The following is a 19,430-nucleotide window of genomic DNA, read 5'->3' as shown; positions in this document are numbered from 1 at the left end:
AAGTGACCGGGCGTCGTTAAAGCGCGACGGCGGCCCCCCCCACCCGGGGGACCGCCGTCGTGTGTTTAGCTGTGAGCTAGCGAGGGGGGGCTTAGAAGCCGCCCATGCCGCCCATGTCGTCGCCGCCACCCACGGCCGGAGCGTTCTTCTCCGGCTTGTCGGCAACAACGGCCTCGGTGGTCAGGAACAGACCAGCGATGGAGGCAGCGTTCTGGAGAGCCGAGCGGGTGACCTTTACGGGGTCGTTGACGCCGGCGGCCAGCAGGTCCTCGTACACGCCGCTAGCAGCGTTCAGGCCGTGGCCCGACGGCAGGCCGCGGACCTTGTCGATGACAACGCCCGGCTCGAGGCCTGCGTTGTGTGCGATCTGCTTGAGCGGAGCGTCGATGGCAACGCGGACGATGTTGGCGCCCGTTGCTTCGTCGCCTTCGAGCTGCAGGTTGGCGAATGCCTTGGCACCGGCCTGGATGAGGGCAACGCCACCACCGGCGACGATGCCTTCCTCAACGGCAGCCTTTGCGTTGCGGACTGCGTCCTCAATGCGGTGCTTGCGCTCCTTGAGCTCCACCTCGGTTGCGGCACCGGCCTTGATGACTGCAACGCCGCCGGCCAGCTTGGCCAGGCGCTCCTGCAGCTTCTCGCGGTCGTAGTCGGAATCGGAGTTCTCGATCTCGGCACGGATCTGCGCCACGCGGCCGGCAATGGCGTCGGCGTCGCCGGCACCTTCGACGATGGTGGTTTCGTCCTTGGTGACAACAACCTTGCGGGCGTTGCCGAGCAGTTCGAGGGTTGCGTTCTCGAGGCTGAGGCCGACCTCCGAGGAGATGACCTGGCCACCGGTGAGGATCGCGATGTCGGCGAGCTGTGCCTTACGGCGGTCACCGAAGCCCGGAGCCTTGACGGCGACGGACTTAAAGGTGCCACGGATCTTGTTGACGATCAGGGTGGCAAGGGCCTCGCCCTCGATGTCTTCGGCGATGATCAGCAGCGGCTTGTTGGACTGCATGACCTTCTCCAGGACCGCAACGAGTTCCTTTACGTTGGAGATCTTGGAGTTGACGATCAGGATGTACGGGTCTTCGAGGACGGTCTCCTGGCGCTCTGCGTCGGTGACGAAGTAAGCGGAGATGTAACCCTTGTCGAAGCGCATGCCTTCGGTGAGCTCAAGCTCCAAGCCGAAGGTGTTCGACTCCTCGACCGTGATGACGCCTTCCTTGCCGACCTTGTCCAAGGCTTCGGCAATGAGGCTGCCGATTTCGGTGTCGCCGGCAGAGATGGAAGCCGTTGCTGCGATCTCTTCCTTGGTCTCGATCTCCTTGGCGGAGGCAAGCAGCTCGCTGATGACGGCTTCAACAGCCTTCTCGATGCCGCGCTTGAGGGACAGCGGGTCGGCGCCGGCAGCTACGTTGCGCAGGCCTTCCTTGACGAGGGCCTGGGCCAGGACGGTGGCGGTGGTGGTACCGTCGCCAGCGACGTCGTCCGTCTTCTTGGCAACTTCCTTGACCAGCTCGGCGCCGATCTTCTCGTAAGGATCGTCCAGCTCGATCTCCTTGGCGATGGAAACACCATCGTTGGTGATCGTGGGGGCGCCCCACTTCTTTTCGAGGACGACGTTGCGTCCACGCGGGCCGAGGGTGACCTTGACGGCGTCGGCGAGGGTGTTCAGACCCCGCTCGAGACCGCGGCGTGCCTCTTCATCAAATGCAATGATCTTGGCCATAACGGCGGTAGTCCTTTCGGGACAGTCGTTAAGAAGGTGCCTTCGCTGCGGTGCCCGCGACGGACGATCCTTCGCATTCGGCCTCTGTACGCCTCGTGCTCCGGATCTCACCCCAGCAAGGTTTTCTTTGTTCTCCCAGGCCCGCTCTTTCGATACGGCCGGAGCCATAAGGAATTAGCAGTCAGTGCTTGAGAGTGCTAATCAATAATTAGCACTCACCCGAGGAGAGTGCAAGCAGTAGCGCAAGAATCACGGGGTCCGGGAGGCGGTTTCCTTGCCGCTCACCCGCGCCGTGTTGTCGGCTCCGTAAGTGAAGACCATGTAATTGGACGAGGTGACGTCTCCGTTGGCGTCGAACCCGATGGTGCCGGACTGGCCCTCGTAATCCGGAACCTTCGCCCCCTTCAGCACCTCAAGGCAATCCTTGTACGAAGCACAGGACGTGCGTTCCTTCGTTGCCGCGTCACCCGACGCCGGACGCACCCCGCCGGACACCGTGGTGAGCCACGCCGCGATCGAGCCTCCGGCGTCGTCGCCCGCCGTCGCGGCCGCAACCGCGGCGAGTGTGACGGCGTCGTAGGTCTCCGCGGCGTACGTCGTGTCCTTGAGTTTGGGGTCGACGGCCGTGAGGTCGGCTTGGAACTCGGCGCTCGGGAAGACGCCCGGAAGAATTCCCCGCGCGCCGTTGAGGCCGCCGGCGCCGAGCGCGGTTCCGTATTGGCGTACTGCACCGTCGCTCAAAATCAGGTTCTTGCCGCTCAGCCCTGCGTTCAGGAGCTCAGCCAAGGCACCTTGGGCGCCGTCACGGGCAACCACGACGACGGCGTCCGGCCTGCCGGACTTGATGTCCGACGCCGCAGGAGCTGCTTTGCCTGCCACGAACTCCGCGTTGGACACGGCGTCCATTCCGAGGCGTCGGGCTGCATCCACGACCGCTCCCGAAACGCGGGTGCCGTAATCTCCGGCTTCGTGGAGGACCGAAATCCTCTTGGCACCGGCGTCGTGGGCAAGCTTCGCCAGGATGCTCCCCTGCGCTGTATCGGCGGCCGACGTGCGGAAATAGAACCCGCCGTTCTTGTAGCTGCTCAGCCCCGACGCCGTGTTCGCGGGCGAGATGAGTGGAATCCGGGCGGGAGTGAGCACGTCGATGGCCGCGGGCGCGTGGCTGGAATCAGTCGGCCCCACCACAACGTCAACGTGGGCCGCCAGCAACGCCTTGGCTTGCTCCGCGGCATCTGCCGTGAATGCCGCCGAGCTGGCGCCTTGGCCGGCACTGCCGCCGTCACCGGCCGCGGACGCCGGAAGCAACTCGACGGGACGGCCCTTGTACCCGCCTGCATCGTTGATTTGCTTGACAGCCAATTTGGCGGCAGCCAACTCGGACTCGTTGAGGAAGGCGGAACTACCGGAATTGTCCAGGATGACGCCGATGCGCAGGACTCCGTCGCCGCTCGGCGTCACCGAGGCAAGCCTGGCGTTGCCGACGGGGGCGGAACATCCGGCCAGTCCAAGGGCCAGGGCCGCAGAAGCTGCCAGAAGGGAAATTACCCACGAAGGGCGCGTTCCTGGGGGCCGGGACAGCCCTGTTGCCGCAACATTCACTAGATAAGCCGCACGCTTTCTGCCTGCGGGCCCTTTTGGCCCTCGCCAAGTTCGAAGTCGACGCGTTGCCCTTCTTCGAGCGCACGGAAGCCATCCATCTGGATGGCGGACCAATGCACAAAAATGTCGTCACCGGACTCATCGACGGTGATGAATCCGTAGCCCTTCTCGGCATTGAACCATTTGACGGTTCCCAAAGCCATGATCCCCACACTTTCAACTAGCTGCAGCCGGCTTCCGGGATCTCCGGGCCAGCTCACAACTACTGTAACCACAGTCACGTTGCCGGAGCGCAACCTTGGGTGCGGGTGGCCGCAATGTTATTGAGGCGTAACCGAGTTGCTATTTGTAACCCGGGCCCAGGATGACAACTACGGGCTGCTGGAATTCCGCACTGTCCACCAGGTTGGAAATGCCCAGCAATTTGCCAAGGGCCTCGGCGTTGCCCTTCTGGGCTGCTCCTTTGTAGAAGACCGAGGACGTCTGCTGGGGCAGTCCGCCCCAGTTGGCGACGGTGGACAAGGGCCATCCCCCGCCCTGCACTATGCCGGCCACACGGGCAGCCAGGCCACCAGTGGTAGTGCCGTTGTAGACCGCGACGACCGCCGTCTTGTCCACCGCTGCCACGCTGGGAGCCGCCGCAGTGGCCGCCGCGCTGGGCGTCGGCGCGCTGGAAGGAGTGTCGCCCGGGCTCGGCTGGCTCGACGCGGGTGCAGAGCTGTTGGTGGACGGTGACGCCGTGGCGCCCTGCTTGGAGCCGTCAGCGGTGACGACGGCTTGCGGCGACGTTGACGAGGCGAATCCAAGCTTCGGAAGGACAAGGAAGGCCACGAGTCCTACCGCAAGCGCGACGCCGCCCAGCAGCAGGACCGGCCACAGCGCGGGCCGGGAAGCAGACGCGACGAGCCTGTGGACACCTTGGCGCGATGAGCTCTGCGGGACACGGTCGAATTCGTCCCGGGCAAATTTGGTCATGGTGAAGCCTTGTCCTTGCTGCTTGCTTGCTTGCTGGGGGTTCAGCGGGGTGCTCTATGCGTCGGAACCGAGACGGCGCGCGGTGCGGGCCCTCTGACGCGACATACGTAGTCTACGCAGTCTCTTGACCAGCATAGGATCGTGCGCCAGTGCTTCCTCGGTGTCAATGAGCGCATTGAGCAGCTGGTAGTAGTGGGTTGCGGAGAGATCGAAGAGTTCCCTGACGGCCTGTTCTTTGGCTCCGGCGTACTTCCACCACTGCCGCTCCAAGGCGAGCATCTGCTGTTCACGCTCACCGAGCGGCGAATCGCTGCGGAGTCCGGCGGAGAGGTCTTCGAGCACCAATCCAGTTGCTTCGGACGCCATGGGTTCCCGTGCGGGTTCTGCCACGACACACTCCTTTGACGCATTGACTGAAAAATGTCCCCCACCCATGGTAGCGAGCGAATAACACTGATGACATTTGCCCCGCCGCGTCGCGGGCCGGCGGTTTCCCCGGACGGGCCGGGAAAGGGACAATGGCTGGGTGGCAGGCGAAGAAGCATTATTTGAGCTTGAAGCCGGGGCTGACCCGGGTCCGTTCGAGGCGCTCCCAGGAATGGCTTTGGAGGATCTCATGGCGCCGGACTGGGCCCGCGCGCTCTCCGGCGTCGAGGACGAATTGCGCTCGGTGCTTGCCTTCGTGGCGGCCGAGGCCGCCCACGGAGCCCACGTGCTCCCTGCGGCGTCCAACATACTTCGCGCTTTCCGGCAGCCACTCGCCGACGTCAAGGTGCTGATCCTGGGCCAGGACCCCTATCCGACGCCGGGACACGCCGTCGGGCTCTCTTTCGCGGTTTCGGGCCCCACCCGGCCCATCCCCCGCAGCCTCGCGAACATCTACCGGGAAATGGAAACCGACCTTGGACTCCCGCCGCGGGTCCACGGCGATCTGTCGGCCTGGACAGGCCAGGGAGTACTCCTCCTGAACAGGGTACTCAGCGTCGCGGCCGGCGCGGCCGGTTCGCACCGGGGCAAAGGCTGGGAGGCCGTCACGACGGCGGCAGTCACCGCGGTCGCGCGCCGGCGCAGTGCCGCCGGGCAGCAAAGTCCGCTCGTCGCGATCCTCTGGGGCAAGGACGCCGAAGCCGTGCAGCCGCTGCTTGAAGGTGCCCCCGTGATCTGCTCCGCGCACCCCAGCCCGCTCTCCGCTTCACGGGGTTTCTTCGGCTCCCGCCCGTTCAGCCGGGCCAACGCCCTGCTCGAGATGCAAGGCGCGGATCCCGTCATCTGGGAGCTGCCGCCGGTCCCCTAGCTTAGGCTTGCCTTCATGACATCTTTGCCCGCAACGTCGTCTGCGTCCCGCAATTCCCGCCCCCAGGTAAACCTGACCGTGCTGCGCAAGGAACAGCTTTCGCCGCACATGGTGCGGATCATTGCCGGCGGACCCGGGTTTGCCGGTTATGCGAACAACGATTTCGTGGACCGTTACGTAAAAATCGTGTTCCCGCAGCCCGGCGTCGACTACCAGTTGCCGCTGGACCTTTGGACCATCCGCGAGACCATGCCGCGCGAACAATGGCCTTACACGCGCACCTACACCATCCGTTGGGTGGACGAAGCTGCGCAGGAACTGGCAATCGACTTTGTGGTCCACGGCGACGAGGGCCTTGCGGGGCCTTGGGCGTTGCGGGCCCAACCCGGGGACCCGCTTGTTTTCACCGGCCCGGGCGGCGCCTACAACCCGGCGCCCGACGCCGACTGGTACCTTTTCGCGGGCGACGACGCCGCCCTCCCGGCGATTGCCGCCTCGATTGAATCGCTGCCGGCGGACGCGAAAGGTTTGGCCTTCCTCGAAGTCGACAGCGAGGCCGACATCCTTGATATCGCCGCTCCCGACGGCGTGGAACTGCGATGGCTCCTTCGCTCCGGCGTCCCGGCCGGATCAAGCTCCATCCTGCTCGACGCCTTGGGGGAAGCCGAGTGGCTCCCCGGCCGCGTCGACGTGTTTGCGCACGGTGAACGCGGATATATGAAGGGCCTGCGCGATATCTTCTTCAAGCAGCGCGGCCTGGAGCGTTCCCAGGTGTCCCTCTCCGGATACTGGGCCCAAGGGCGCGTCGAGGATGACTTCCAGGCGGAGAAGAAACTACCCATCGGGCAGATCTAGCGCCGGCGCACGCGGCGCCGCTCGTTGCTGGCCAGGCCTTTGGTCAGCGGCCGGGCCAGGTTGTCGCCCAGCACAATTCCGGCGGCCACGCCTAGCACGATTGCCCCCGCGTTGAGCATGCCGCTCGACCCGAGCAGAACATCCGCTTCTTGCACCGTCAACACATACATGGAACGGAATATCTTCAGGCCCGGGAGCAGGATGAGGGCTGCCGGGACGGCCACCACTAGTTGCGGGGCGCCGAGCCTGAGGGCCACCATACGGGCGAGCAGGCCGATGATCACCGCCGAGATGGCCGGCGAGAGCCGGTCTCCGAAGCCAAGGTTGGAAGCCCCCCAGAGGACGAAGTACCCCACCAGGCCCACCGCCGCCGTCGGGAGCAGGAGTTTGAGCAGGGTTTGTTCGGTGATACCGATGGCGATCACACCGATGGCGATCAAGATGGCTTGGCCCCACAACGGATACGCCTCGGGGAATGTTTGCGTGACATCGATCGCGACGCTTCCGATGAGGTCGCCTACAACCACGGCGACGGCGATACCCGCAACGATCGCACCGAAGGTCAGGATGGTGGACAGGAATCGCCCTGCCGCGGTCACGGGGAATCCGTTGATGGCGTCTTGCACGGAAGAGACGAGCCGCCCGGTTGGCAACAGCAGGAGAATGCCGCCCGCCACGACGATGGACGGCGGGATCTCCGCCCCGGACCAGTGCAGGGTGAGCGCGATGAACGTCACCAGGAAGGAGCAGGCCGTGGTCACGAAGAAGTCCGGCGTGCGCCACTTGCCCAATTGCCGGGCCACGAGGTTGACAAGGATGTTGGAAACGAACGCCAGGGCGGACGCTCCAAGCCCCCCGCCCAGGACTCCGACGAAAACAGCGGCGAAGACGCCGAACGCCATGGTGACCATCCACCGCGGGAAGGGCTTGCTGCTGCGGATGATGTCATCGAGCCGCCGCACGGCCTCCGCCCTGCCCACGCCGCCTGCCACGATGTCGGTGACGAGCTGGTGTACCTGAGCCAAGCCAGCGTAGTTGTTGGTCCAGGAACGGACTACCCGGAGCAGGGTAAGGGGGGTCTGGTCCTTGGGCGCGTAATTGATCTGGACGGACTGGTTGGTGATGTCCACTTCGATGTTCTTCAACCCGAGTGCCGCCGTGACCGCGATAATGCTGGTCTCGACCTCCAGGGCACCGGCTCCGTAACGGAACATCGATTCGGCCATGTGCAGCGCGAAGTCAATGGTCTTGCGGGCCGAAGCGTCAACACCGCCCACGTGGATGATGGGATTGGCGTACGGACTTCCGGCCAAGCGGTCGACGATGCTCATGGGAGCGGTGGGAGGGTTCTCCCCCTGCACGAGCCTGCGCAGCATGCGCTTGGCGTTGACGTTCTGGCGCACCTGGGATGGCTTGAGCGGCTGTGTCTTGGGCAAGCCGTCCGTGGTGGGCCGGCTGTCGGGGTGGTCTGTCACAGTAGAGCTTCTGGCCTAGTAGAACTGCTGGCCCGTGCGGCGGGTGTAGACCTGCCGCGCGATGCGTTCCCCGGCAGCGGTCCAGAGCTTGTACTTAAGGGGGCTGATGACTTGGTCGTAACATCCGACAAAGTCAGTGACGGTCTTGCTGAAGCTGGTCTTGAAGAGGCCAAGCCCGTGGAACGGGTGCGAGGTATCTTTGAGCCGGTCCGCGGGCGGAGTGCCGCAGAAATCGTACTCCGTGCACCCCAGTTCCTTGACCTGGTTGATGGCCGTCCACTGGACCAGGTGCGAGTCACCGTACTGCGCGCGCTTCTGCAGCGATCCGCCGTCCTTGTAGGTGCCTTTCCGGCCGTAGTTGATGACGAAGGCGCCAACCGAAGGCACACCGTTTTCGAAGACAAACAGGAGCCTGCCCTGGCCACGTTCGATGAAGTTGGTCCAGAACTGGCGGTAGTACGCGAATTCGCGGACCCGCACCTGGGACTTCGCCTCAACCGTGTTGGTCATCAGCGCATACATGGAGCGGAAGTTCTCCTCCGTGGGTTCCATGGTGTGCACTTCAACGCCTTCGCGGATGGCCCGGCGCACGGCGTTGCGGCCGCGGGAATGCAGGTTGCGGAGCAACTGGTTCTCCTCGGGGGAGATGTCCAGCAGGGCAGTGGAGTCGTTCGGCTGCAGGTTGGGGGTCTTGACCAACCCGGCGGAAACAAGTGTGTCCCGGGCTTCGTCGCTGAGGACAATGTCCGGCTCGATCTTGATCGCGAATACCCCGAGCTTCTCCCGCTTCACGAAGTCGCTGTTGGCCTTGACGATCCCCGGGATGTCCTCGACGCCGGCCACGTCGGGGCCCTTGATGAGGTACCAGAGCTTGCCGAGCAGCGGAAAGCTCTTCTCCAGGACGAGGTTGTAGCTGCTGTAGTCCGCAGTCTCGTAGACGAGGTGCAAGGGCTTCCAGCCGTAGTGTTGCTTTACGTCCGCGAAAGCCTCGGATTGGAGGAGGTTGCCGCCGTTGGGGTTGGCCGTGACGTGCTTGTCCCAGTGTTCGATTTCCTCGGCGGTGGCAAAGCGTGCGGTGAATTCTCGCAAGGGGGCCGTGTCCAATCAGTTGCGTACGTGAGGCGGCAGGCACCGGGGTGCGGCGCGGGCGTTCAGCTCCAAGTCTATCGGCCCCCGGGCCACCGCCGGACCTGTTCAGGCCGAGGGCTCCGGACGGGCGTCAGCACTCCACGACGTTGACCGCGAGGCCTCCCATAGCGGTTTCCTTGTACTTGGAGGACATGTCCTTGCCGGTTTCGCGCATGGTCACGATGACCTCGTCCAAGGAAACCCGGTGGGTGCCATCACCCCAAAGCGCCATCTTCGCGGCGTTGATGGCCTTTGCCGCGGCGATCGCGTTGCGTTCGATGCAGGGGATCTGCACCAGGCCGCCGATCGGATCGCACGTCAAGCCCAGGTTGTGTTCCATCGCGATCTCGGCTGCGTTCTCCACCTGTCCCGGGGAGCCGCCCATGACTTCGGCCAAGCCGGCGGCGGCCATCGAGGAAGCGGAACCGACCTCGCCCTGGCAGCCAACCTCGGCGCCGGAGATCGAGGCCTGCTCCTTGTAGAGCACCCCGACGGCGCCCGCGGCGAGCAGGAACTTCACCACGACGTCGTCCCGGTCCTGCTGCGTGGCCGTGTCCATGCCGGGGGCGAAGTGCAGGGCGTAGTACAGCACGGCGGGTATGATCCCGGCGGCGCCGTTCGTGGGCGCGGTTACCACGCGGCCGCCCGAGGCGTTTTCCTCGTTCACAGCCAGAGCGATCAGGTTCACCCATTCCTGCCAGTACTTCGGATCCCGGTAGTCAGGGTCCTCGTCCTTGGCTTCCTTCAGGAGCCGCTCGTGCCAATCCGGGGCCCGACGGCGGACCTTCAGTCCGCCGGGCAGCGCGCCTTCGCGCTTCAGGGACGTTTCAACACAGGCCTCCATGACGGACCAGATGTGCAGCAGGCCTTCGCGGATTTCCTCTTCGGTCCGGGACGCGCGTTCGTTGATGAACATGATGTCCGAAATGCCAAGACCCTTGGAAGCGCAACGGCCCATGAGTTCCGCGGCGGTGCGGAAGGGCAGCGGGAGTTCCTTTTTGGACTCCTCCAGTTCCTTCTGGGCCGCGTCCTCTTCGCCCTCGCGGACGATGAAGCCACCGCCCACGGAGAAGAACGTGGCCTCGTGCAACACCTCGCCGTCGGCGTCGGAGACCGAGAACTTCATCCCGTTAGTGTGCCGGGGAAGGACCGTGAGCGGGTGCAGGATCATATCCCCTTCCCCGTACGGCAGGGCCACCCCCGACTCGGGATCGACCGCGCCACCCAGGTTCAGGGTTCCGGTTTCCGCGATCGACGCGAGCCGTTCCTCCACTTGCTCGGGGAGGATTTCCTCCGGGTGGTAGCCCTCCAAGCCCAGCAACACGGCCGTCATGGTCCCGTGCCCCCGCCCCGTAGCGGCCAGGGACCCATAAAGGTCCACCCGCAGGGACGCAACCCGTTCCAGGGCACCGGACTCCCGCAACTCGCCCGCGAACACCGCAGCAGCCCGCATCGGCCCCACGGTATGCGAACTCGACGGTCCAATCCCAATAGAGAAAAGATCGAAAACGCCAACAGCCATGTCGGTTCCTTAGTTAGTTGTGGTCGGTTGGGGTTTGGTGGCAGGTGAGCAGGACGGGCCCCTTCGGGTCCGACCTCCGGCAGCATGCGTCTAAGGGAGCATCACGTCCGCTTAGCGGGCGTTTATGCGACCGAGCATGCCGAGGAGGCCGGACCCGACGGGCAAGGTGAGCTGGTCCCGGATCCAGCCCCGGAGAGCCTCAGCCCAGGTTAGCCACGCCCGGGTACAGCGGGTGCGCGTCGGCGAGTGCCTCCACGCGGTGACGCAGCCCCGAGAGGTCGGCGTCGGCGTCGGCGATCAGTGCTTCGGCGATGATGTCCGCGACTTCGCGGAACGCCGCCTCGCCGAAACCGCGCGTGGCCAGCGCCGGAGTGCCGATCCGCAGGCCGGAGGTCACCATCGGCGGGCGCGGGTCGAACGGAACGGCGTTGCGGTTGACCGTGATGTCGATCGCGGCGAGGCGGTCTTCGGCCTGCTGGCCGTCGAGTTCGCAGTTGCGCAGGTCCACCAGGACAAGGTGCACGTCGGTGCCGCCGGAAATCACGGAGATCCCCTTGGCGGTGACATCCTCCTGGACGAGGCGCTCGGCCAGGATCCGGGCACCGGCCAATACGCGCTCCTGGCGTTCCTTGAACTCCGGGGATCCGGCGATCTTGAAAGCCACGGCCTTGCCCGCGATCACGTGCTCCAACGGACCGCCCTGCTGGCCCGGGAAGACCGCGGAGTTGATCTTCTTGGCAATGTCGGCGTCGTTGGAGAGGATGATGCCGCCGCGCGGACCAGCAAGGGTCTTGTGCGTCGTCGACGTCGTCACGTGGGCGTGCGGGACCGGGGACGGGTGCAGTCCAGCGGCCACCAGGCCGGCAAAGTGCGCCATGTCCACCATGAGGTACGCGCCCACCAGGTCGGCGATGCGGCGGAACTCGGCGAAGTCCAGCTGGCGCGCATAGGCGGACCAGCCGGCAACGATCAGCGCCGGCTTGTGCTCGAGCGCCAGGCGCTCCACTTCGGCCATGTCGATCCGGTGGTCCTCTTCGCGGACCTGGTACGGAATGACGTTGTACAGGCGGCCGGAGAAGTTGATCCGCATGCCGTGGGTCAAGTGGCCGCCGTGCGCCAGGTTCAGGCCCATGATGGTGTCGCCCGGCTTGATGAGGGCGTGCATCACCGAAGCGTTGGCCTGGGCACCGGAGTGCGGCTGGACGTTCGCGTACTCGGCGCCGAAGAGGGCCTTCACGCGGTCGATTGCAAGCTGCTCGATGACGTCCACGTGCTCGCAGCCACCGTAGTAGCGCTTGCCCGGGTAGCCTTCGGCGTACTTGTTGGTCAGCACCGAGCCCTGCGCCTGCATGACAGCCACGGCAGTGTGGTTCTCAGAGGCGATCATTTCCAGGCCCGAGCGCTGGCGGTTCAGCTCGTCGTCGATCTTCGCCGCGATCTCCGGATCCAGTTCGGACAACACCGCGTCCAGCGACGGCGAAGCGACCTGCTCGAACACTGCTGTTCCGTTGGTTGCGGCGCTCACAGCTCGCCACCGTTCTTGGAAGCGTATTCCTCCGCGGAAAGCAGCGGACCGTCGGACTCGGCGGCCACCTTGAAGAGCCAGCCCGCACCGTACGGATCGTTGTTGATCAAGGCCGGATCCTCGACGACCGCCACGTTCACTTCCGTGACCTCGCCCGTCACCGGGGAGTAAAGGTCCGAGACGGACTTGGTGGACTCAACCTCGCCGCAGGTCTCCCCTGCAGTCACAGCAGCACCGACCTCGGGCAGGTCAACGTAGACGATGTCGCCGAGGGCATCGGTGGCCACGGCGGAGATGCCGACGGACACAAGGTTGCCGGCCTCCCGGGCAACCCACTCGTGCTCGTCGGAGTACTGCAGTTCAGGTGCAACTTTTGCCATGTTTTTTCCTTTGCGTTGGTCTTAAAACATCTATGGTCAGGTTACGCGGCGGGGGCCGCCATCCTCTGCGTGCTGCTCCTTCGTCGCTTTGACGCACGCTGCCGGATGCCGCTCCCCCACCGCTAGAGGCAAGTTCAGTTTTCGGGGCCACCCGTTCCGGAAAAGAACGCTGGCCCTTTCGGGTTTAGTTATGGGCCCGAGATGAGCTGATCCGAAGGTGAGCTGCACGGCCCCTTCGGGTGCCGACATCCGGCAGCATGCGTCTAAGGGAGCGTCACGTCCGCTCAGCGGGCGTTTTCGCGACCGAGCATGCAGAAGATGTCGGACCCGACGGGCGAAACGCAACCACGGCCACGCAGCTCGCCGAGACCAGCAGCCCGAGCGCGCCTTACTTGGCCCGCTTGTAGAAAGGCAGTGCGACGACTTCGAACGGCTCGGCCTTTCCACGCAGATCCACGTCCAAGCCAGTCCCTACTTCGGCGTGTTCGACGTCGACGTAGGCCAAGGCGACCGGGTAGCCGAGGGTCGGGCTCGGCTGGCCGGAGGTGACCTCACCAACGACTACGCCGCCCTTGAGGACCGGGTAGTGGCTCCGGCCGGCGCGGCGGCCCAGGCCCTTGAGGCCTACGAGCTTGCGGCCGCTGGTGGAGCCGGCGCCTTCTGCTTTCAGTGCTTCCAGTGCGGCGCGGCCAACGAAGTCGCTTTCCTTGGCGAGCGAGACGACCGGACCCAATCCCGCTGCGAAGGGGCTGCCTTCGCGGGAGAGCTCGTTGCCGTAGAGCGGCATGCCGGCTTCGAGGCGGAGGGAGTCACGCGCGGCCAGGCCGGCGGGGGTCAGCTCACCGTCCTCGGCAACGTCGGCGATTGCCTGCCACAGGGCGGCAGCGGCGTCGTTGTCCACGAAGATTTCGAAGCCGTCCTCACCCGTGTAACCGGTGCGGGCGAGCAGCAGCTCCGTGGTGTTCCCGGCAAAGGCGAAGGGCACCTCGACGGCGGCGTAGTACTTGAGCTCCGTGACGAGGGGGTGCTGTTCGGCCGGGACCAGGCGGAGGAGGATTTCTTCCGCTTTGGGACCTTGGACGGCGATCAGCGAGGTTGCCGCGGAGGCATCCTCGACAACGACGTCGAAATTGGCTGCCCTCTGTGCCAGCGCCTCGGCAACAACCTTGGCGTTGCCGGCGTTCGGAACCACCAGGAACTTGGCCTCTCCGCGGCGGTACGTGATGAGGTCATCGATGATCCCGCCGTCTTCCTGGCAGATCAGCGAGTACTTGGCCTTGCCAACCGACATGGCGGAAATCTTGCCCACCAAGGCGTAGTCCAGGAAGGCTGCCGCTTCGGGGCCGGTGACCCAGACTTCGCCCATGTGTGAGAGGTCGAACAGGCCCGCGGACTGCCGGACGGCGTGGTGTTCGGCCAGTTCGGAGGAGTATTTCAGGGGCATCTGCCAGCCACCAAAATCGGTGAAGGAAGCGCCGAGCATCTTGTGCTCTTCGTAGAGCGCAGTGTAGTTCTCAGTCATCGTGGGGAGTCCTTTAGTTCTCGACGGCTTCTGTGTGGTCCTCGAACGCTTCGATCGGAGGGCAGGAGCAGACCAGGTTGCGGTCGCCTGCCGCGCCGTCGATGCGGCCTACGGGCGGGAAGTACTTGTCCTGCTTGAGGTGGTGGACCGGGAAAACGGCCTGCTCGCGGGAGTACTCACGGTTCCACTCGGAGGAGACGACGGCGGCCGCGGTGTGCGGTGCGCGGCGCAGCGGGCTGTTCTCCACCGTGAAGTCGCCGTGGGCAACCTGGTCGATTTCCTTGCGGATGGTGATCATGGCTTCGATGAAGCGGTCGATCTCGCCGAGGTCCTCGGACTCGGTGGGCTCCACCATAAGGGTGCCCGCCACCGGGAACGCCAGGGTGGGAGCGTGGAAACCGTAGTCGATGAGGCGCTTGGCGACGTCCTCGGCCGTGACGCCGGTCTTGGCGGTCAGTTCGCGCAGGTCCAGGATGCACTCGTGGGCCACGAGTCCGCCTTCACCGGTGTAGAGGACGGGGAAGTACTCGTTGAGGCGGGAGGCGATGTAGTTCGCGGCAAGCAGCGCGGACTTGGTGGCTTCGGTGAGGCCTTCGCCGCCCATGAGTTTCACGTAGGCCCAGGAAATGGGCAGGACGCCGGCTGATCCGAAGCGTGAAGCCGAGATGGGCACGTCGTTGCCCTCGGTCCAGGCCGCGGCGTTGCCGGGCATGAATGGTGCCAAGTGCGCCTTCGCCGCGACCGGGCCGACACCCGGTCCGCCGCCGCCGTGCGGGATGCAGAAGGTCTTGTGCAGGTTCAGGTGGGACACGTCGCCGCCGAACTTGCCGGGCTGTGCCAGTCCGACCAAGGCGTTAAGGTTGGCGCCGTCGATGTACACCTGGCCGCCGGCCGCGTGCACGGAGTCGCAGACCTCGCGCACGTCTGCGTCGTACACGCCGTGCGTGGACGGGTAGGTGATCATGATGGCCGAGAGGACGTCCTTGTTGGCCTCGATCTTGGCCTGCAGGTCGGCGTGGTCGATCGTTCCGTCGGCTGCGGTGGCCACCACCACAACCTTCATGCCTGCAAGCACTGCCGAGGCGGCGTTGGTGCCGTGGGCGGAAGCCGGGATGAGGCAGACGTTGCGCTGGAGATCGCCGCGGGAGTGGTGGTAGCCGCGGATGGCCAGCAAGCCCGCAAGCTCGCCCTGCGAACCTGCGTTGGGCTGGATGGAGACTTGGTCGTAACCGGTGATCTCGGTCAGCTGGGATTCCAGGTCCGTGATCAGTTCACGCCAGCCCTCGGTCTGGGAATCCGGGGCGAAGGGGTGGATCGAGGCGAATTCCGGCCAGGAGATGGCTTCCATCTCGGCGGTGGCGTTCAGCTTCATGGTGCAGGAGCCCAGCGGGATCATGGTGCGGTCCAGCGCCAGGTCGCGGTCCGAGAGCTTGCGGATGTAGCGGAGCAGCTGGGTTTCGGAACGGTGCGTGTTGAACACCGGGTGCTGCAGGTAATCCGAGGTTCGCTCGACGGCGGCCTCCAGGGCGAAGCCCTCGGCGTCACCGGACACCGTGGCACCAAACGCGGCGGCGACGTCTGCGACAACTGCCGTTGTTGTGGTTTCGTCAACCGAGACGCCGACCGTGTCGGCGTCGATGCCGCGCAGGTTCATGCCCTTGGCCTCGGCGGCTGCAACCACCTCCGCGGCCTTGCCCGGCACGCGGACGGTCACGGTGTCGAAGAAGCTGCCGTGCAGGACCTCAAGGCCGGCGGCTTTGAGGGACGCTGCCAGGGTGCGGGCATGGTTGTGGGCGGTCTGGGCGATCGCTTTCAGGCCATCGGGGCCGTGGTAGACGGCGTACATCGAGGACACGATGGCCAGCAATGCCTGCGCGGTGCAGATGTTGGATGTCGCCTTCTCGCGGCGGATGTGCTGCTCGCGGGTCTGGAGGGCGAGGCGGTAGGCGGGGGTTCCGGCGTCGTCCTTGGAAACTCCCACGAGGCGGCCCGGCATCGAACGCTCGAGGCCCTTCTGCACCGCCATGTAGGCCGCGTGCGGGCCGCCGAAGAACAGCGGGACGCCGAAGCGCTGGGTGGAGCCGACGGCTATGTCGGCACCTTGCTCGCCCGGAGGCGTGATCAGGGTGAGGGCGAGGAGGTCGGCCGCGACGGTGACGAGGGCTCCGCACTCCTTGGCGGCGGCGATTACGGCGGAGTGATCGAACACCCGGCCGGAAACGCCGGGCTGCTGCAGCACGATGCCGTTGATGTCGCCGTCAGGCAGGCCCTGGGACAAGTCCGCGATCTCCACCTCGAAGCCCAGCGCCTCGGCGCGGCCCTTCACGATGGCGATGGTCTGCGGCAGGCAGTCGGCGTCGAGGACGGTCTTGCCGTCATGGGCGGTCTTGTTCTTGTTCGCACGGCGCATCATCAGCACTGCTTCGGCGACGGCGGTGGCTTCGTCCAGCAGGGAGGCGTTGGCGATGGGGAGGCCCACGAGGTCCTGGACCATGGTCTGGAAGTTCAGCAGTGCCTCGAGGCGCCCCTGGGAAATTTCCGGCTGGTACGGGGTGTAGGCCGTGTACCAGGCCGGGGACTCGAGGATGTTGCGGCGGATCACCGGCGGAGTGACGGTGTCGTAATAGCCTTGGCCGATCATCTGCACGGCCGTCTTGTTCTTTGCCGCGAGCTTGCGCAGCTCGGCCAGAACCTCCACCTCGCTGAGGGCGTTTTGGAGCGTCAGCGCGACGTCCTGGCGAATGTCTTTGGGTACCGCGGTGTCCACGAGCGAATCGACGCTGTCATAGCCAACAGACTTGAGCATGACGTCGACGTCTGCCTGGCGGCGGGCGCCGATATGCCGGTCAACGAACGTAGTGGAGGTTGAACTAACCGTCACGAGGGAACTCCATAAATAAGGCGACGCATGGTGCGCCACAGCTAATTGGGTCCCTCCCCGCTCTGTATTGGACCTGAGAGTTTCCGCGGAACCGTGCTTGTGGCACCGTTCCGCTTGCACCGTCGGTGAGCACGCGTCAGCGTGCTGCTTTCCAGAGTTGCCTTGCCGCGGCGGTGCATGGGCCTGAGAGATTCCTGGGGAGGATTTGCTCCTACGGCGCCTGCATCACATGACTGCAGGACTCTCCCGCCGCAGATCAGAGGCGTATTCAGTTGTGTGAATCGGGTTGTGGTGCCGGTGACGGCCACCACAACTGTCAATTGTCCTATGGACCGCCCACGTCCGCAAATAATGTCGCCGGCTCGCCGGACGTTACCGCTCAGTCCCGGAGGCGTTCGACGGCGGCCAGCAGCGCACCGACGTCGGCGCTCCTCGCGCTGGTCTTGGCTTCCGTATCACCGACGCCGCCTTCAAGCATGGCGTTGAAGTAAAGCCCATCGCCCATGTACCGGACCGCTTTGGCCATCTCGGGTCCTACTTCCTCAGCGAGCACATCGAGCCATTGCTCCTGGATCCCGGCGAATCGCCTGCGGGTTTCTTCGTGGGCCACTTCCGCCAGCCGCGTGGCCGCCACGAACACCCTGTCCAAGGGGGTGTCCTCCCACAGGGAAGACTTGATGAAGAACGCGGCCGCGCCTTCGGGGGCCGCCTTCATGGCCTCGATGTCCAGCGCGGCGAGGCGGTCCATGCGTTCGAGCAAGGAGCTGATCATGGCTTCCTTGTTGGGAAAGTGGTAGAGCAATCCCCCCTTGGAGACGCCCGCACGTTTGGCGACGGCGTCCAAGGTGGCAGCGCGCTCCCCCACCTCGATCAGCAGGGCTTCAAAGGCATCCAGAACAGCGTCCCGGGCAACAGGTTTTCGCGGCATGGTGTCCATCATTCCTTAGTTCGATGCGGCAGTCCGATTCTCAGATTGAAACTATACCGTCCAGACGGTATAGTTACGTTCATGTTCATGCCGTCCACAACCCAGCACCCCCGCACCCCGTCAATCCCCTCCGCGCCGTGGCGTGATTGGGCCGCCTTGGCGCTCCTGATGTTCCCCGTGTTGCTGGTCGCTGTGGACAATACGGCGCTGACGTTCGCCTTGCCGGAAATCGCCAGGTCGCTGGATGTCGGGGGCGTGCAGCTGCTGTGGATCGTTGATGCCTATGCACTGGTTCTCGCGGCCCTGCTGGTATCCATGGGAAACCTGGGAGACAGGATCGGCCGCCGCCGCTTGCTGTTGATCGGCAGCACGGGCTTCGGCGCGGTTTCCGCGGTGACCGCATTCGCGCCGTCGCCTGAGTGGATCATTGCCGGGCGCGCCGGCATGGGCATCTTCGGAGCCATGATCATGCCTTCCACCCTGTCGCTGATCCGCAACATCTTCCAGGACCCGAACCGCCGCCGGCTCGCCGTGGCCGTGTGGGCCGCGGGATTCTCCGGCGGTGCCGCACTCGGGCCGATCTTCGGCGGCTGGCTCGTGGAGCACTTCTGGTGGGGCGCCGTGTTCCTGGTCGCAGTGCCGCTCTTGCTCCCCCTCCTTGCTTTCGGCCCGTTCCTCATACCCGAGTCCAGGGACCGCAACCCGGGCAAGCCCGACGTTCCCAGCGTCGTTCTCTCGATCGCAGCCATGGCCCCCATGGTCTATGGCATCAAGGAGGCAGCCGTGCACGGTTTTGGTCCGGGAGCCGCAGCCTTGATGGCGTTGGGCCTCGCCGCGGGAATCGTGTTTGTCCGCCGGCAGCGCTCCTTGGTGTCACCGATGTTGGATGTTCGGCTTTTCCAGAACAAGGTTTTCAGCACGGCCATCACGGCCAATGTCTTGTCCTTGTTCTCCATGACGGGCTTCATCTACTTCTTCGCCCAGCACCTACAGCTCGTGGAAGGCCAATCGCCCATGCAGGCCGGTATCGCGATGGTTCCGGCGCTGCTGGCCACCATCGCGGCCGGATTGGTGGTGGTTCCACTGGTCAAGCGGATCCGCCCGGGCGTGGTGGTGGCGTCGGGCCTGGCATTGAGCGCTGCAGGCTACCTCGTGGCTGCCGTGAGCAACCACAGCCAAGGACCCGGGTACCTTTTGACGGCGCTCCTGCTGCTGGCCATCGGGGTCGGCTCGGCGGAGACCATCTCCAACGACCTCATGCTCGGCGCCGTTCCCGCCGACAAGGCGGGCGCGGCATCGGCGATTTCGGAAACAGGGTACGAACTGGGCTCATTGCTTGGCACAGCCGTGCTTGGCTCCATCCTGACGGCGTCCTACCAGCACCACCTGGTGCTTCCGGGCGAATTGTCCGCCCACGCAGCCGAACGTTCGCGGGAGACCCTCGCCGGAGCCATGGATTCGGCCGCCGCCCTGCCGCAACCATTGGGTGATGCCCTCATTGCGGGCGCACGTGCCGCCTTTGAATCGGGAGTGCACATTACAGCGGCGATCGGGCTGGTCCTGATGGTGGGAGCGGCCGTGCTCGCCGCCGTCGCGCTCCGCCGCGTGCCGACCGCGAAGTAG

The 19,430-nt window shown here is 65.1% G+C and carries 16 protein-coding genes and 2 riboswitches; of the genes, 3 read left to right on the top strand and 13 right to left on the bottom strand.

What is annotated here, in order from left to right:
• Positions 1–91: 91 nt before the first annotated feature.
• From groL to L0B83_RS07185, 5 genes are all read right to left on the bottom strand, one after another.
• Positions 92–1,720, bottom strand: a complete 1,629-nt coding sequence (gene groL, locus L0B83_RS07205) for a chaperonin GroEL (RefSeq protein ID WP_234757728.1) — start codon at positions 1,718–1,720, stop codon at positions 92–94.
• Between the two features lie 249 nt (positions 1,721–1,969).
• On the bottom strand, positions 1,970–3,322 hold the full coding sequence (locus L0B83_RS07200; protein WP_234757727.1) for an ABC transporter substrate-binding protein: 1,353 nt from the start codon (positions 3,320–3,322) through the stop codon (positions 1,970–1,972).
• Positions 3,322–3,525 carry a cold-shock protein gene (locus L0B83_RS07195; protein WP_059388209.1) on the bottom strand — a complete coding sequence of 68 codons (204 nt, stop codon included), beginning with the start codon at positions 3,523–3,525 and terminating at the stop codon, positions 3,322–3,324. The genes L0B83_RS07200 and L0B83_RS07195 overlap by 1 nt, the downstream gene beginning before the upstream one ends.
• Before the next feature lie 139 nt (positions 3,526–3,664).
• Entirely contained in the window at positions 3,665–4,297 is a 633-nt protein-coding gene (locus L0B83_RS07190; protein ID WP_234757726.1) for a LytR C-terminal domain-containing protein, read from the bottom strand.
• 54 nt (positions 4,298–4,351) lie between these two features.
• Complete coding sequence (locus L0B83_RS07185; protein ID WP_059388211.1) at positions 4,352–4,687, bottom strand: DUF3263 domain-containing protein; 336 nt, start codon at positions 4,685–4,687, stop codon at positions 4,352–4,354.
• 136 nt (positions 4,688–4,823) lie between these two features.
• Between L0B83_RS07185 and L0B83_RS07180 the strand changes: the two genes are divergently transcribed.
• Together L0B83_RS07180 and L0B83_RS07175 are read left to right on the top strand one after the other, a co-directional pair.
• Positions 4,824–5,591 carry a uracil-DNA glycosylase gene (locus L0B83_RS07180; protein ID WP_234757725.1) on the top strand — a complete coding sequence of 256 codons (768 nt, stop codon included), beginning with the start codon at positions 4,824–4,826 and terminating at the stop codon, positions 5,589–5,591.
• Between the two features lie 15 nt (positions 5,592–5,606).
• On the top strand, positions 5,607–6,446 hold the full coding sequence (locus tag L0B83_RS07175) for a siderophore-interacting protein (protein ID WP_234757724.1): 840 nt from the start codon (positions 5,607–5,609) through the stop codon (positions 6,444–6,446).
• Here L0B83_RS07175 and L0B83_RS07170 read toward each other — a convergent pair.
• The 8 genes from L0B83_RS07170 to L0B83_RS07135 all read right to left on the bottom strand — a co-directional run bounded on the left by L0B83_RS07170 (position 6,443) and on the right by L0B83_RS07135 (position 17,807).
• On the bottom strand, positions 6,443–7,822 hold the full coding sequence (locus tag L0B83_RS07170; RefSeq protein ID WP_372461171.1) for a threonine/serine exporter family protein: 1,380 nt from the start codon (positions 7,820–7,822) through the stop codon (positions 6,443–6,445). The genes L0B83_RS07175 and L0B83_RS07170 overlap by 4 nt on opposite strands.
• A 114-nt stretch (positions 7,823–7,936) precedes the next feature.
• Positions 7,937–9,010 carry a lipid II:glycine glycyltransferase FemX gene (locus L0B83_RS07165; protein ID WP_234757722.1) on the bottom strand — a complete coding sequence of 358 codons (1,074 nt, stop codon included), beginning with the start codon at positions 9,008–9,010 and terminating at the stop codon, positions 7,937–7,939.
• A 130-nt stretch (positions 9,011–9,140) separates the two neighbouring features.
• On the bottom strand, positions 9,141–10,571 hold the full coding sequence (locus L0B83_RS07160; protein WP_234757721.1) for an L-serine ammonia-lyase: 1,431 nt from the start codon (positions 10,569–10,571) through the stop codon (positions 9,141–9,143).
• A gap of 199 nt (positions 10,572–10,770) precedes the next feature.
• A complete protein-coding gene (gene glyA / locus L0B83_RS07155) occupies positions 10,771–12,096 on the bottom strand; it encodes a serine hydroxymethyltransferase (RefSeq protein ID WP_308193965.1) in 1,326 nt (441 codons plus the stop codon).
• Positions 12,093–12,476: a glycine cleavage system protein GcvH gene (gene gcvH, locus L0B83_RS07150; RefSeq protein WP_234757720.1), complete on the bottom strand. Its 384-nt coding sequence runs from the start codon at positions 12,474–12,476 to the stop codon at positions 12,093–12,095. Before gcvH ends, glyA begins: the two co-directional genes overlap by 4 nt.
• 388 nt (positions 12,477–12,864) lie before the next feature.
• Positions 12,865–13,998 (bottom strand): glycine cleavage system aminomethyltransferase GcvT, encoded by a 1,134-nt coding sequence (gcvT, locus tag L0B83_RS07145; protein ID WP_234757719.1) that lies wholly within the window; start codon positions 13,996–13,998, stop codon positions 12,865–12,867.
• Between the two features lie 13 nt (positions 13,999–14,011).
• A complete protein-coding gene (gene gcvP, locus L0B83_RS07140) occupies positions 14,012–16,879 on the bottom strand; it encodes an aminomethyl-transferring glycine dehydrogenase (protein WP_234757718.1) in 2,868 nt (955 codons plus the stop codon).
• Between the two features lie 52 nt (positions 16,880–16,931).
• Positions 16,932–17,039, bottom strand: a riboswitch (glycine riboswitch).
• A 1-nt stretch (position 17,040) separates the two neighbouring features.
• A riboswitch (glycine riboswitch) is annotated at positions 17,041–17,138 on the bottom strand.
• A gap of 120 nt (positions 17,139–17,258) precedes the next feature.
• Positions 17,259–17,807, bottom strand: a complete 549-nt coding sequence (locus L0B83_RS07135; protein WP_234757717.1) for a TetR/AcrR family transcriptional regulator — start codon at positions 17,805–17,807, stop codon at positions 17,259–17,261.
• 81 nt (positions 17,808–17,888) lie between these two features.
• Between L0B83_RS07135 and L0B83_RS07130 the strand changes: the two genes are divergently transcribed.
• Complete coding sequence (locus L0B83_RS07130; protein ID WP_234757716.1) at positions 17,889–19,430, top strand: MFS transporter; 1,542 nt, start codon at positions 17,889–17,891, stop codon at positions 19,428–19,430.

Origin of the sequence: Arthrobacter alkaliphilus, from assembly GCF_021483235.1 — a bacterium.
Taxonomy (GTDB): Bacteria; Actinomycetota; Actinomycetes; order Actinomycetales; family Micrococcaceae; genus Arthrobacter; species Arthrobacter alkaliphilus.
Note: the sequence above shows the minus strand (reverse complement) of the source record. Positions and strands in the feature narration are given on the sequence as shown.